At 50.4% G+C, this 13301-nt stretch carries 16 protein-coding genes and 1 tRNA gene; 6 read left to right on the forward strand and 11 right to left on the reverse strand.

Translation table 11 applies throughout. From position 1 onward, the window contains the following. Position 1 precedes the first annotated feature (1 nt). Positions 2 to 1435 (forward strand): recombinase family protein, encoded by a 1434-nt coding sequence (locus tag B7E11_RS08075; protein WP_080833275.1) that lies wholly within the window; start codon positions 2 to 4, stop codon positions 1433 to 1435. On the opposite strand, the gene B7E11_RS08080 is transcribed toward B7E11_RS08075, so the two are convergent. Continuing rightward, positions 1436 to 1510 (reverse strand) — tRNA-Thr (locus B7E11_RS08080). Positions 1511 to 1797: 287 nt separating this feature from the next. Beyond that, the gene (locus tag B7E11_RS08090) at positions 1798 to 2184 is read right to left on the reverse strand and encodes a YhjD family protein (protein WP_080833176.1); all 387 of its coding nucleotides are present in this window, start codon (positions 2182 to 2184) and stop codon (positions 1798 to 1800) included. A gap of 167 nt (positions 2185 to 2351) precedes the next feature. On the opposite strand from B7E11_RS08090, the gene B7E11_RS29445 reads away from it, so the two are divergent. The 5 genes from B7E11_RS29445 (at position 2352) to B7E11_RS08110 (ending at position 4196) form a co-directional block, all read left to right on the forward strand. Then, the gene (locus B7E11_RS29445) at positions 2352 to 2522 is read left to right on the forward strand and encodes a hypothetical protein (RefSeq protein ID WP_176220647.1); all 171 of its coding nucleotides are present in this window, start codon (positions 2352 to 2354) and stop codon (positions 2520 to 2522) included. 44 nt (positions 2523 to 2566) lie between these two features. Continuing rightward, on the forward strand, positions 2567 to 3043 hold the full coding sequence (locus B7E11_RS08095; RefSeq protein ID WP_080833178.1) for a type I-C CRISPR-associated protein Cas8c/Csd1: 477 nt from the start codon (positions 2567 to 2569) through the stop codon (positions 3041 to 3043). A 48-nt stretch (positions 3044 to 3091) separates the two neighbouring features. Further along, a complete protein-coding gene (locus B7E11_RS08100) occupies positions 3092 to 3415 on the forward strand; it encodes a hypothetical protein (protein ID WP_080833180.1) in 324 nt (107 codons plus the stop codon). Between the two features lie 330 nt (positions 3416 to 3745). Continuing rightward, the gene (locus B7E11_RS08105; protein ID WP_080833183.1) at positions 3746 to 3931 is read left to right on the forward strand and encodes a hypothetical protein; all 186 of its coding nucleotides are present in this window, start codon (positions 3746 to 3748) and stop codon (positions 3929 to 3931) included. Positions 3932 to 3956: 25 nt separating this feature from the next. Then, positions 3957 to 4196, forward strand: coding sequence for a hypothetical protein (locus B7E11_RS08110; protein WP_080833186.1), 240 nt, complete (start codon positions 3957 to 3959; stop codon positions 4194 to 4196). A gap of 170 nt (positions 4197 to 4366) precedes the next feature. On the opposite strand, the gene B7E11_RS08115 is transcribed toward B7E11_RS08110, so the two are convergent. From B7E11_RS08115 to B7E11_RS08160, 9 genes are all read right to left on the reverse strand, one after another. Beyond that, positions 4367 to 5038, reverse strand: a complete 672-nt coding sequence (locus B7E11_RS08115) for a peptidoglycan recognition protein family protein (RefSeq protein ID WP_213084128.1) — start codon at positions 5036 to 5038, stop codon at positions 4367 to 4369. Further along, positions 5035 to 5292 (reverse strand): hypothetical protein, encoded by a 258-nt coding sequence (locus tag B7E11_RS08120; protein ID WP_245809654.1) that lies wholly within the window; start codon positions 5290 to 5292, stop codon positions 5035 to 5037. Before B7E11_RS08120 ends, B7E11_RS08115 begins: the two co-directional genes overlap by 4 nt. A 61-nt stretch (positions 5293 to 5353) precedes the next feature. After that, positions 5354 to 5680, reverse strand: a complete 327-nt coding sequence (locus B7E11_RS08125; protein ID WP_342744460.1) for a hemolysin XhlA family protein — start codon at positions 5678 to 5680, stop codon at positions 5354 to 5356. 35 nt (positions 5681 to 5715) lie between these two features. Beyond that, entirely contained in the window at positions 5716 to 5862 is a 147-nt protein-coding gene (locus B7E11_RS08130) for an XkdX family protein (RefSeq protein ID WP_080833190.1), read from the reverse strand. Next, positions 5862 to 6257: a hypothetical protein gene (locus B7E11_RS08135; protein WP_139787114.1), complete on the reverse strand. Its 396-nt coding sequence runs from the start codon at positions 6255 to 6257 to the stop codon at positions 5862 to 5864. The genes B7E11_RS08130 and B7E11_RS08135 overlap by 1 nt, the downstream gene beginning before the upstream one ends. Before the next feature lie 12 nt (positions 6258 to 6269). Continuing rightward, positions 6270 to 9878 carry a carbohydrate binding domain-containing protein gene (locus tag B7E11_RS08140; protein WP_080833192.1) on the reverse strand — a complete coding sequence of 1203 codons (3609 nt, stop codon included), beginning with the start codon at positions 9876 to 9878 and terminating at the stop codon, positions 6270 to 6272. Beyond that, positions 9871 to 10056: a hypothetical protein gene (locus B7E11_RS08145; RefSeq protein ID WP_080833194.1), complete on the reverse strand. Its 186-nt coding sequence runs from the start codon at positions 10054 to 10056 to the stop codon at positions 9871 to 9873. Before B7E11_RS08145 ends, B7E11_RS08140 begins: the two co-directional genes overlap by 8 nt. A 513-nt stretch (positions 10057 to 10569) precedes the next feature. After that, complete coding sequence (locus B7E11_RS08155; RefSeq protein ID WP_080833196.1) at positions 10570 to 11103, reverse strand: stalk domain-containing protein; 534 nt, start codon at positions 11101 to 11103, stop codon at positions 10570 to 10572. Positions 11104 to 11140: 37 nt separating this feature from the next. Next, entirely contained in the window at positions 11141 to 13297 is a 2157-nt protein-coding gene (locus B7E11_RS08160; protein ID WP_080833198.1) for a translocation/assembly module TamB domain-containing protein, read from the reverse strand. Positions 13298 to 13301: the final 4 nt, after the last annotated feature.

Below are 13301 nucleotides of genomic sequence, written 5' to 3' on the forward strand. Positions count from 1 at the left end.
AATGAGGGCTGCAATCTATATTCGTGTATCGACACAAGAGCAAGCGTTAGAGGGCTTCTCGGTGCCCGCTCAACGTCACCGAGCGGCGGCATTTTGCGATTCGCAAGGCTGGTCAGTGATGGGGATTTATGCCGATGATGGCAAGTCTGCCAAGGACACCAACCGGCCAGAATTGCAGCGCATGCTCACTGATGCCGACGACGGTCTATTTGATGTGATTGTCGTTTACAAACTAGACAGGCTCACGCGGAGCGTACTTGATCTATATGAGATACTCGCCCGTATCGACAAACGCGGCATCAAATTTAAGTCTGTGACAGAGATGTATGACACGACGACAGCCACAGGCCGACTTTTTATTACGCTCGTCGCCGCACTCGCGCAGTGGGAGCGTGAGAACCTAGCCGAGCGCGTGTATTTCGGTATGGAGGAGATGGTCAGGCAGGGATCCCGTCCGGGAGGGACGACTTGTTACGGATATGATACAATAAGCGGGGAGATGCGAATAAACGAGGCGCAGGCACGGATTGTGCGCCACATATTTGACGCTTACGAGGCGACGCAGGGCATGCGTACAATTCAGCAGATGCTGGAAGCGGAGCGCGTACCGCCGCCGAATAAGCACTGGTCAACGACGACGATCAATTACATGCTGCGCAACCCCGTTTACATCGGTAAATTGCGCTGGAATCTGCGCAAGCGTGGAAAAGGCAAAACGGGAGCGCCGATCATTGTCGATGGACGGCATGCGCCAATCATAAGCAAGGAGCAATTTGATCGCGTGCAGCGCCTTTTGGATCGCCGTCGCACATTGCCGCCAGTTGCTGCTACGTCTGATTTTGCATACTCCGGTATTTTGCGTTGCGGCCATTGTGGCTATGCAATGAGCGGGCCAAGCCGCAAATATAAGTCGGTGCGTACCAAGTATTACGCCTGCGTCAACCGACAAAAAAACTTTAAATGCTCAATGCCCTACATACGCGAGGATGTGCTGGAGGACGCCTTTATGCAATACGTCAGGCGTCAGCTTGAGGAGCACTCCGAAGGCGTTGAAATCGATCCAGATGATGAGATTGATATTGATGCAGCTGTGACCGATCTTAACCGGCGCTTGCAGCTTGTCGCTGATCGCAAGCGCAAATTCCAAACAATGTATGTAGACGAGCTCATCTCACGTGATGATTTTTTATTGCGCCGCGCAGAATTAGATGCGGAGGAAAAAAGCTTGCGTAATGCATTGGACGAGATTGCAGCCACTAGCGAAGATGATAAAATCGAAGTAACGGCAGCCGATCTACTGGAAATGCTTGCAGGTTGCAATGAGGCTGACAAAAAGGCAATCATGCACGAAATGGTTAAGGAGGTCAAAATAAAAAATGCCGATCGCATGGATAATGGTCACATGACACTCGACATTGAGGTTACCTATAATTGATGGTGCCGGTGGAGGGATTCGAACCCCCGACCTACGCATTACGAATGCGTTGCTCTACCCCTGAGCCACACCGGCATTATCGCTGTGTAGTCCGCTTCTATGTTACACGGTCTACCGTGTATTATAAAACACGACAATGTGAGAGTTCCCGCAAGATCTGCATTACCAAATACACTTACGGTCAAGCACAATCACAACCCCACGATTAACGTTTGAGTCCTCGGCGTAGTATTCATGCTCTCCATCCGCTGCCGCAAACGTTATGTATGCCGGCAGCTTATAGTCCAGACTAGACTCTAATATCCGCTTAACCGCCCGGCGCTCATTAGGCCCGTCATGCTCAATCCGATAAGTGTGCATGTCTACCCCTCCTGTAATTTATGAGCGATGTCCTCGATGTGCTTTGTCAGCCGCAAACGCATTTCCGTCCGGATGACTTCTTTCGTGACCCCAAACTCGTTTTGATAGCCCCGGCAGTTGTATTGCACATAAATGATGTCATCCTCTTGCCGCTCGTCCCACACCTTGATTTTGCGGCGCTGCATCTCCATCCGGAGCTTGGAGCACTCTCGGTTTACCGCATAGATCAGCGCGTCGGTTGCGGCCTGATAAAGCGGCTTGAGCAGTTGCGTCGAATACTCCATCTTTTGCCGTTGCTGCTCGAGCATTACGACCAGGTTGGGCAATACGATCATGTCTCGGATCATATCCCATTCTTCGATTTCTGGCATTCCTTTCGGGTTTTTCATTGGATGCGCCTCCACAAGAACATTTGTTCTTATTATAGGATGATAATGCGTTCATCATCAATGCAAATAATTTCTAATTTTAGTGTTGACTTTAACATACTTTTGATGTATTATAAAGACATCAGCAAGAGAGACAAGAAGAAAAACATATTGGGAGGATGAATCAAATGACGATTGTTAACAAGTTCGAAGTGGTAAAATCCGAGTGGGAAAACGAGGACGGGGAATACCTCTATACCATCACGGACGGAGTTGACGAAAAAGGTCAATTCCGCACAAGAGAAGAAGCAATCGAAAACATGGAGCGCATCATCCTTAACTGGCGCGCAGATTCGTAAAAACAACATAAGAGGGGCTTCTGCCCCTCTTGAAAGGAGAACAAATGGAACGAGACGAAGCGTTTGGTCGCCTGCTTGCGATCGCTAATGTATTGGGCGATCGGGTGTTTGAGAAGAAAAAGATCGGCATTGCGAATAAGTATGGATCTGCTTTTGCGCGAGAGCCACGCAAGGCGATCGAAAAAATCCACGAAGAACTGATGCAATACACCCACAAGTTCGGAGACGCCGAAATGGTTCTCCTCGATATGTTCGGCGAAATCATGGCCGGTCTGGATATATCGGACTTCACAAACAAGCCTGTTGGAGCAAAATATCTTCAAAGCTTCTACTCCCAGCAGCATATACTCAGCGACGAGATTGTCGGCTACGCTGAGGCGGCCTATATTCTAGGCTGGGATAAACGAAAAATCGGAACATACCTGCAACGAGGGGTATTTCCGGAGCCGATTCAACGGCTGGCGAGCGGCCCAATATGGACGCGTAGGCAGATCGAGGATTATAAAAAATCACGGGGTTAAACGCATAAGACCTCACCAAAAGGGAGGCAGCGGAAAAAGGAGAAGGACATGACGAAAATCGAAGAATCTGTCCGCGAGGCAGTAGCGGCCGCAAAAGACTTGGATAGTCAATGGCATGTCGACGTCCTGCAAAACCAACAAGGCATTATTCGGATACGGCAGCCTATCTATGGTCCCTACGAATCGCAAGCAGAGAGGGATGGTTTGGAGGCGGTATTGGTTTCCGTTGATGGCTGGGATTCCGGCGCTACGTTCGATCCCGCCGGATGCGATTCGGAAGAGGAAAGAGAAGCAGAGCGTTTCAACGCGGAACGCGATCTATTTGACGAGCTTGTTCACAAAGCTTTGGAACAGATCGAAAACAAGGATTGACGAGAGTGGCACTAAATAAAAGAGAGCAGCGAGGCTAACCCTCCTGCTCTTTTGCTTTCTCTAGCACACTGCATATAAATTCGCTTGTCGTACATTTATGTTCCTCTGCTTTTTCCCGAGCCCACGCTAAAAGCTCTGGAGCCGCATATATCGCCTCGCGTTCCTTCTTAATCGCTTTCGGCTTTCTTCCCCTCTTTACCATAGCATCAACTCCTCGTTGATACTAATTTACAGCATTTTAAAATAATTTGCAATTACATATTTACAGCATTTAAAAAGCATGTTATATTAGTATCAAGGACAAGCTCACAGGGCAGGGAGGTAATGTGGATGCAAGAAGGAATGATCGTGATTAAGGTAATTTACGACGACGGCGACCAAAGCCATACACGTTTCAATGGATCACCGGAGGAAGCGGAAGAATATTACATCGGCACGCCGTTCAACTTCGGATGGTTCAACGGTCGAGAAGTGTTCAAGGTTTGCACGGCAATCGAAATAATCACGGGAGCCTAACGGCTCCCAAGGGAGGATGATCGAGATGAACGAAGCAAAAGGAATTTTGGATTGCGAAAACGTCGAGGACTTTCTCGCCTTATTCCGCGAGAGGCAAGAACAGTTTGAAGAGAAGGGGATTTGGAGTCGGTCTTGCATTGATCTTCTGACTGTGTCGTGGACTGAGGACATTTTAAAATTAGCCAAATGCGGTGAATCAGAAAGGCTTAGCCGACTCCATTATCTGATGATTGCACGCCATCAATTTAATAAATTCCCCGCCTGATGATGGCCGGATGGGAACCGGCCGAAATCCCCGCAAGGGGATCGCGGGAACCCGCCACGAGTTGGCCCGGCCGGGCTGGCCTTTACATAGATGCTCTATGATAAATTCATAAGCGCTTGGGAATTTGCCAATAAAAATAGCCCGAGAGCCGAAGCCCCCGGGCTTTTTTGTTATTTCGTCGCGACGACAAACGTCAGCCACGACAACTCCGAAGTCGTCAGCGTCTTTTTATCGATCTTTTCCAGCCACGTCTTGTCCGTGATCGCGCCTTTGTCCAGCAACGCGGCCACTCCGGCTCGCAACGTTTGCCATTGGTATGCGCTCAACTCCAAGGTTTCTTCCTCCTTTTCGGCGATCAAGGCCGCCACCATGTTTTTAAATGCTGCCCAGCCTGTCCATTTGCCATCGTCGTACATCAGGCGGGGGCAGATTTTGCCGCTCCAATCAAAATGACGGCGAAGCCTGTCAACGCCCCATTCGCGCTCCCGGAGCATGGATGCGACGAGTTGCGCGGCATTTTGGAGAGTCCTCGCATAATCCCCGCTCTCGCATATCTCAATGCCGATCGATGTCCGGTTACCGCATCCCGGTCCGCTGCCGTCACCCGCATGCCATGCGTTTTCGTTTAGCGGTATGACCTCGATTGCTTCGTTCTCGTCGACAACAATGTGGTAGGACGCCGTCCGGTTGTTTGCGGTGTTTGTCAGCCACGCTCGCTCGTTTCTGGCGCTGCTGGACGGGTTTCCGGTGTTGTGGATGGTGATTGTCGTCGGGGCCATAGCAAGCCCCGGACGACGGTTAAATAGGGTGTTTCGGGGGATATGATCGACGATGTATTTCACGCCTTGTCATCCCCCTTCGTCGCCCCGGGCGGGTTCAGCGCCTTGTTTTGCATCTGCCCGGCCGCTGCCGCCACAATGAAGCCATTGGCGAGCGCCAGCAGATAAACCCGCCAGTCGCCCGCGTCGGCCCCAATTGCGAGCTGCGCGGCCGTCAAAATGAGCCACGACACGACTACCGCGTACAGGTCCGTCGGCAGCCAGCGGGCGACGCGATCGACAAGCCCTTTCGTATACTGCACAATCAAAAACGTCAACAAAGAAGCTCCCCCCATTGCGGAGAGAGCTTGCCATGTAAAGAGTTGTCCATCTTGCATCTTATGCACCTATTCCTTTCCACAACAGTGCGATTGCCCCGCCAATCACACCCGTAATGATTGCGCCCAATACGGCGCGCCAAAGCCATTTGATGTCGTCTTGTACGCTTTTCACTTGCCCCATGGTGTCGTCGATCCTATGATGTGCGGACTTTGCTTTGTCCAAAGCTTCTCGGGCAATATCGTCGGATTTGTCCAGCTTTTCAACGAGTCGATTGACGCTCGCCGTTAATTCGGTATTCGTTCGCACGTTTGCTTCCTGCAGGGCTTCAAGGCGCCCCAACCTTCCTTCGATTTTGCCGAGCGCTTGCAGCTCGTTTGCATTCATGCTCAATCGGACACCCCCATTAAAAGGCCCCGCGGTTATGCCGCAGAGCCTTCGTATTCCTCGCCAGTGATTTCTTGATATTGTGCCGCCGTGATCTTGTTTGCCTCCACGAACACCCTGACATTGTCGTTGGTGTAGTAGCCGGCGTCATAATATCGCTTGACAAGACTGTACCATTGCATTACAGGACACCTCCTTGTACGAGCTGCAGTAATAGGTCAGCTTGGCCTTGTTCGGTGGCCGTAAGCCGCGCTTGGGATTCGGCTAGGCTGAGCGCAAGAAGGGAATTGTCGGCTTCAAGTTGGGCAATTCGTTCGGCGTCGCTCGGCGGAGCAGGAGGACGAGCAGACCACTCGGCGTCAAGTTCTTCCTGCGATCGTTCGATTCGCTCCCCATCGATCCATTTGAAACGAAATTGACCGCGCTCGTTTGTCAGAGGATCGGGAAAGGCAAGATGGAAATGCCGCGGCCCTTCCTCCAATATGAGAATATCGTCCTCCTGCGGATCCTCAAAGGCAGAGGAAAAGCCGGCGATAATTACGCCGGCATCGTCGACTCTAATGTAGTGGCTGTACATTGTACCCCTCCCTTAAAGTTCGGCATCTGCCGTCCAATGAAATGCTCGGGACTGATCAATTGTAGTCAGTGCCTCCATATTAAATCCAGATGTACCAATATAGTTTATAATGCCGTCGGTTGCTTCGATTGTCCCCACAAAATATCTAGCGCTTGAACCGGTTCCGCCTGGATTGGTTGAAAATGGCGAATATGTGTAAACCGAGGGAATCGCCCGTTTTCTCACTTTGAAATCAACGTGGAAAGTTTGCGGGACTCCCGAATTAGCGCCGAACGCAACCATGCCTATAGGATTGTTCGATTGAGGTGCCACGTCGACCTCATAGCTTTTTTCAAAATAGCGCTGACACAATGCCAATTCTTCGGCGAACGAGCGCGGCTGAAACGGCAAAGCCGATTCGCCGGCGTTTAATTTGACTTGGGCGATGTCGATGTTGCCGGCTCCTCCAAATGTTTCCGGAGTTGTTGCCCCGAATCTGGATTGATAATCGGACCCCCAAATATACCAAAATCGAATCGCGACCGAATCATCGTTATTGGCGCCAAACGTCTTTCCTTCAAGCGAAAACGTGGTGAACGTGAAAGAATATTTGGTCCAAGCCGAAGTGAGCGTAACGGTGGTACCGGACATTATCTCTTCGGTAGTCGGCGAACCACCGCTTCCATATTTTTGTTCCAAGTGGAAACCGAGTCTTTTCCCAGCGATGGAACTGCGAGCCCAGAACGACAACGTTAGTTTTTTGCCCGCGCCACAGAGATAACGAGTTCCGTTTTCAACAAATTGATTGAGTGTGCAGTTAGCGCTGTTTCCATATCCCTCCCCTGCCCCATTGACGTTCAGTCGACAAAAGTAAGCCGATCCAGGAATATCCATTAACCTTTGTTGAGAAAGGACCATCGTGGGCATTGTTCCGCCTTCTGGGTTGTTGTCTAGTCGCCAGCGGTCTAGGGTATACGTCACCGAAGTAGGAGTGATATTGAAACTCGTTCCCCGCTGTGCAATGTCAAAATTGCCGTTGATGGTCGCCTGATGATAGAGGTAAAAGGGCATTTCGAATAGTTTTACAATGTCAAATGCATTATTATCAGCCTTGGCCTCCACCCAATCCAGCGCCCAATCCTGTACGGTGTCCTTTGTCTCGTTGTCGGCCATGCGTTGCACCAGGTCGCCCACGACGCCGCTCATATTGGCCTGATAAGTCACGGAAGCTTCGACCGCATTGGACGTCAGTTTGTAACGGTCCAGGGCGATGTACGTGACGGTGTATTCGGCGGTGGGGTCGTACATCGTTAACGAGATTGACGCTCGAACCAAACCATATGCATTTGCATCAGAGACAACCGACCAATTCGGATCAGGCAATCCATTTTTGTAGATTCGAATGATTTGCGACGCTCTGTTTTTTAATTGAGAAGACGGAAACGTTGTGTTATTGATGTGTGCTGTAGTCGAGCTCGTTTGCGGCGTAACTTTCTCCCGCACAATCACGCCTTCCAGCAGCTCGACCGCATTCCCGCCATCGTGCAGCCCGATCGATCCCTCAAAGCCCTCCACCGCTTCCGTGACCGTCGTCGCAAGCTGGTACGACAGCCGGTAATAATCATAAGTCCCGCTCGTAATCGCGCTGCTAGGCACGGTCGGGACGGTCGTCACGGCTCCGGTGTTGCTCGTCGCATTGAGCGGTATCCATGTCTTCGTGCCGCTGCCATTGTACGGCTGGCCGAATGTGCCGTTGTTCATCTTCCATCCGAAGAAATAGGCTTTGATCTCTGCCGTTGAGGGTTGAAAATCCTCCCCCCATCCGGAATCGGAATCGGAAATTGTAACTTGAAGTCCATTCGACCCAGTCCCGATTTGATTCGTACCATCTTGCGAATTAAAAGCTTTCGACGTTAGGGGTGAACCGTCGTTTTTTGTGCAATAGAATCTATCCGAATTTGGCAACCCACCGTAAGGGGTGGCAAACGGGAAATTGACTCTCTTGTACCCCGTTGAGTCGTCAGAAAAAACCCAAGCATATGAACCATCGAGAACGAAGTCCGTCCGCCACCGCCGCGTGACCTGTCCCGTCCGTATATCCACGCTATCCCTTACGGTGCCGTCGACGCTGGATGCGAGTTTGGTCGGGATATAGACGTAATCGTCGTTGCGAGGTTCGTAAGACGTTACGGTCGTTCCCAATTCTAGCTGAACCTGTTCGTAACGTTTCCTTTGTACCGTTGCTGTAGATTGGGAGGCATAAATAAAAAGCTGAATCTCCTTTTCACTTCCAACATTAAACGTGATGGATACCTTTCCGGTTCCGGTTAATGCGGTGGTGAGTGGACTTCCGTCACTACCCTTTCTGACGCTAATTGTTGGTGTGTTGGGTCCACTTACATTTGTTGCAAAACAGCTTAGTGTGTAAGTGTTTCCCGGAATTACGGCATACTTACGGATAGTCACAAAACGGAAAGCCACTGCATCCGAAGTTAAGTCCAAATCACCATTCGCTCCTAAGAGGATTGTAGGGACGGCTCCCGTAGCGACAATTTCTCCGTCATACAAATTTTTTCCGAACTTCCGGATCGCCGCCCCTTGAAGGTGCTGGATGCTGTCCACGTAAGGGATAAACCCGTCAATCTGCTCTCCGGTGTACGTCGTTCCGATTGCATTGTAGTCGGCGGTGGAAAGCTCATACAGACGGATGTCGTCGACATAAGCGACGAATGTCGTCGAGCTAAGGGTACCTATGACGAGACGGAAACCATTCCCGGCCAGCACATTAGCTGTCGGGATTTTTGTGTACAGAAATTGCCACGAGCCCACCGTTGCCATGTTTGCGATACATGAGTAACGCGAAGTATTTGTGCCAATGTCTCGCAACGATACGCTCACGTCGCCAGCCGTTTGGGACTCGACATATATCCAGCACGCTAAAATATATTGCTTGCTGCTGTCCAACGGGTAGTTGAAATCTTTAAAGGCATAGCTGGTTTGCCCGGAAACTGCCACCTTGATCGAGCTGGAACCGCTCCGCTTTTGGGTTGTCGAGACGGTCGGCGGCGAAGTCCCTGCCGTGGTAAACGGCGCCAAACTTTCGCACCCGCCGTCCTTGCCGAGGATATTGACAAGCGTCCGGCCGTACACCGTGCCGTCCATCGGTGACGCCTGATCGGTCGTGATCAGGTTTAGACCGTTCCGGAGGGTCGAGGTTATCGTCGGCTTTTGGATCAACGACTCTTCCATGTGATCGAGCCGTGCGCCGAGCGTAGGATAAACGGTGCCGTCCAAATCCTCGCGGGCTTGGACGATTTCCGCGTTACCATCGTTCGGCACGCTGACAATGGCATCGACTTCTTCTTGCAGTTTGTCTAAGGCGCCTTTTACATTGCTTTGCCCGGAGACAGAGCCGGAATAGGTGATATTCTGCGCCGGGTGGGCGGTGGTTGATTGTTGGTGTGCCGTATCCGCGGCGATGCGGGCTTGCTGCTCTGTCGTGATTTGCTGCTGCAGGGACGAGTCCGTGCTTGTCCGGTCGTTCATGTCCTGTTCGACGAGGGCGAAACCATCGTTGATTCGGCCGAACGTATCGCTGATCTTGGACGGTCCTGGGAGGTTACAGTATTTGTTGTCAGCCACTTTGCTCATCTCCTTTCAGTTGCTCAAGGCGATTCCCGATCGCATCTTGAACCCCCTGTAAAATGGCAGTTTCTTGGCCCGGGTGATATGGCATTATTGCACTTATGACGGCGCAGATTTCCGGGACTGGCCGACGAGGGTCGATTTCGATTTTGACGATTGGGTCGATTTTGGCCATTGGGAACCCTCCATTCAAGGAAAAATAAAAGAGCCCGTCATTTGACGGACTCTTGGTAAAAAGAAGGAATATTGTGTTCCTATGTCGAATGGACTATAAAACGACTATAGGTGATGCTATGAAAATAACCCTTCGGCATTATGCTTCCGGGCACGAAATTAAATGTAAAAAGGGATTCTCTTGGACTACCCTGTTTTTTAGTTTTTTCGTCCCACTTCTTCGCGGGGACTTGAAATGGTTTTTTGTTATGTTGATCACAAACGTCATTGTCGGTTTTTTTACATTCGGATTCGGCCTGATTATCACGTGGATAATCTTTGCCGTCATTTATAACGGTCGCTACATTAACGATCTTGGCAAAAAAGGTTACCTCGAAGTTAAGGACTATGTTCCGCCTCCACCTTCTCCCTATGACGACCGTTTGCCTCCTGGCGAATACCGGATCAGGCCGGAAGGCAGAAGATTTCTGTAAAAAAAAGAGTCCGTCGTTTGGCGGACTCTTGGTTTATGTGGTTATTGATTTTGCAATGCATTGAGTTTAGTTTCAAGATCAGATTTCTCCTGCTCTAGCTTTGAAATGGATGTCTGTGCTTGGTCAACCATCCATTGATACATCGACACAGATTCCGCAGCCTTTGGATCACTCAAAGCACCATTGAGCAAATTTTGAGCAGCTTGGAGATTTTGGCGACCTCTAGCTAACGCTTCATCAATTTCAGAAATTCTATTTTGTATTAGAGTTATTTGGATGTGTCTTTGTTCCTCATCCTCGTTCTCCGTAACTTTGGTGCTGGTAGTCAACAATACTTCACCGCTTTCGTAAGATGTTGACGCTCCAAGGATATTCGCAATCGTTCTAACTGGGAGATATGTTCTTCCATCTACAACGGCTCCGCGATCAGCAATTTTCGAACCATTTACATTAACATCGACTTCTGATGTTACCTTTTTACCTATTAATCCACTTGATGCTGCATATGCACCGGCCGATATGGTCAGAGATACGCCGATAAAAATTCCAAGTGCGATATAAGCAAGTCGTTTCATCGGAACTCCTCCTGATTGACAATATATCTCAATTTTATCATGGTATATTTACCGATGCCACTTGCGCACCAAATACATTGTAAAACTTTAGGTTGCGGGTTGGAGTATCAAATGCCGCATTAACAATCGCCGTCGATGCATTAGCTTTGGCATTAAGATGAGTTTGCAGTGATTGTCCACCTTGTTCAAACAAATTACTCCATCCACCCCATATATAAATCCCTCCGGAAGCAGATAGTCCCAATTGATTTTGAGATGTTATTGTCAATCCAAAACCATCAGCGGTTATACTACCGATTAACCCGCCGCCCCTATAAAACAAATATGACGGGCCTCCCCCATATGCAGGGTTGATTACATTGTAGTTGCTGTCATTAAAGTATGCTGTAAGCAAATTGCCTGTTGCACTAAGCTCGATCCTTGTACCAGAATCCTTTGTTCTGATGAGTGCACCGGTTATTACCGAGCCATCAATCGTGCCGCCGACAATAGAGGATGTCGTGATCGTACCACTGAACTGACCATCCGTCGCTACCATATGGCCCGACATATCTACCCTAAACGGAGCAGATGAAAAATCGGTATGTCCAAGCCATATCCCGGAATCGTTGGCCATAAAAACATTATTGCCACTACCTATAACAATCTCTCCGCCTACAAAACGACCGCCTTGAACGGTTCCCGTGAAGGACCCGGTTGCAGCTTGTAAGGCGCCGGAGAATGTGCCGCCAGCCGCCACAAGGTCGCCTGTGAACGTGCCGGACGCCGCTTGGAGCGCACCGGTAAACGTCCCGCCTGCGGCCTCAAGATCGCCAGAGAAAACACCGTCAACCGCTATCAGTGTCCCGGAGAACTTCCATTTCCGGTTCGGCACATCGAACCACAGGGCGTCTTCGCCGTCGGCCGTAAACCGGAATTCATCGCTGTTAAGCACGACACGGCTTGCGTGGTCGTCCCTCTCAACAATTAGGCCCTGATCCCTTGTGATCGTGACGCCGTAGTAGTTTCTACCTTGCTTGACCGCCGTTTGGTTAAGCTGATTAATTTGTCCGGACAATTTACCTTGCACCGGGAATTCTGATTGCTGAAACGATTGCGACGGCGCCGAGATGCCCATGCCCAAGCCGCCTTTGAAACGGAACGTCAAGCGCAAGGCGATGGTCTGATGATACGTTATGCCATCCCACGGAAAGTCCGCATCTTGCCACGCCATCGTCGCATCGATCCAGCGGTAACCCTCTTGTTGGCCGTACTCGATACGGTCCCCGACGTCGACCTGCGGATATCCCCGCGCATCCATCTCAACCGGAATGTACGAAAACCCGTTAAGATTGGCAAGCAAGTCATTGACGATCGCCTGCGTTACAAACGGATTTTCCATCGCGAGTGTTTTGCTCTCATCCCCCGTCCCGGCCTCGACCTTTAAATCGTCCTCTTTGTTGTAGGTGACGACGATCCGGCTAATTGACCGCTGCGGGTTGGTCTGCTTGAGCCGAATATAATCGGACAAGCCCATGTTAAAGACGGGCGTCTCCGCGGCCGCATACCGCCGAAACTTGATCGTGCCGTCTTTGCCGACAAAAACACTCGCCGAGTTGGCCCCGGCAATGTATCCCATAACCTCCCGGTAGCTGTAGCCTGTTGGGGCCACAGGGACCGTATAGGACGGATTGATTTGCACGGTGCTGTCGTAGGTGTAGCCGAGCCGCGTGCATATCTCGTCCCAAACTGCTTGTAGCGTCGCCGGGTAAGACAGCGACGATATATACGGCGCATTGGCAAACGTCAACTTGTCGTAACAGATATAGGTCCAAACGTTGTTTATTCGCTCGCGTTTGTCGATGTAAAACTCTCCGAGCGGCAGCCATTCGTCCTTCGTTCCGTCCCAGCTAAAATCCGCGTCTTCCCACGGATAAGTGGCTTCATCCCATTTCAATCCAGCGAGCGACATGGACAGATATGGGATGATCTTAGCGTTAACGGCGATCGGATCTGGCGCCCGAATCTTGATAATCATTTTGGAGATGCTTGCTGCCCCAATTGTAAAATCATCAGCTGGCGCCAGATTATTTTCGATGTCCAGACTGACGATTTTGTCTTTGCCGTATGTGATGCCGTCGATGTCGGCCCGGAGCAGCCACGTCCTCGCCCGCTTTTTTAGAGCATCTGCAAATGGTTGAGAAATTGGAAACATAGCA

Source organism: Cohnella massiliensis (assembly GCF_900169535.1).
Taxonomy (GTDB): Bacteria; Bacillota; Bacilli; order Paenibacillales; family Paenibacillaceae; genus Cohnella; species Cohnella algarum.

Bases quoted from the DNA above. Each gene is read 5' to 3' on its own strand.
- B7E11_RS08075 (WP_080833275.1), top strand. From the start codon at position 2: ATGAGGGCTGCAATCTATATTCGTGTATCGACACAAGAGCAAGCGTTA.
- B7E11_RS08090 (WP_080833176.1), bottom strand. From the start codon at position 2,184: ATGAAAAACCCGAAAGGAATGCCAGAAATCGAAGAATGGGATATGATC.
- B7E11_RS29445 (WP_176220647.1), top strand. From the start codon at position 2,352: ATGACGATTGTTAACAAGTTCGAAGTGGTAAAATCCGAGTGGGAAAAC.
- B7E11_RS08095 (WP_080833178.1), top strand. From the start codon at position 2,567: ATGGAACGAGACGAAGCGTTTGGTCGCCTGCTTGCGATCGCTAATGTA.
- B7E11_RS08100 (WP_080833180.1), top strand. From the start codon at position 3,092: ATGACGAAAATCGAAGAATCTGTCCGCGAGGCAGTAGCGGCCGCAAAA.
- B7E11_RS08105 (WP_080833183.1), top strand. From the start codon at position 3,746: ATGCAAGAAGGAATGATCGTGATTAAGGTAATTTACGACGACGGCGAC.
- B7E11_RS08110 (WP_080833186.1), top strand. From the start codon at position 3,957: ATGAACGAAGCAAAAGGAATTTTGGATTGCGAAAACGTCGAGGACTTT.
- B7E11_RS08125 (WP_342744460.1), bottom strand. From the start codon at position 5,680: ATGAATGCAAACGAGCTGCAAGCGCTCGGCAAAATCGAAGGAAGGTTG.
- B7E11_RS08130 (WP_080833190.1), bottom strand. From the start codon at position 5,862: ATGCAATGGTACAGTCTTGTCAAGCGATATTATGACGCCGGCTACTAC.
- B7E11_RS08135 (WP_139787114.1), bottom strand. From the start codon at position 6,257: ATGTACAGCCACTACATTAGAGTCGACGATGCCGGCGTAATTATCGCC.
- B7E11_RS08145 (WP_080833194.1), bottom strand. From the start codon at position 10,056: ATGGCCAAAATCGACCCAATCGTCAAAATCGAAATCGACCCTCGTCGG.
- B7E11_RS08155 (WP_080833196.1), bottom strand. From the start codon at position 11,103: ATGAAACGACTTGCTTATATCGCACTTGGAATTTTTATCGGCGTATCT.
- B7E11_RS08160 (WP_080833198.1), bottom strand. From the start codon at position 13,297: ATGTTTCCAATTTCTCAACCATTTGCAGATGCTCTAAAAAAGCGGGCG.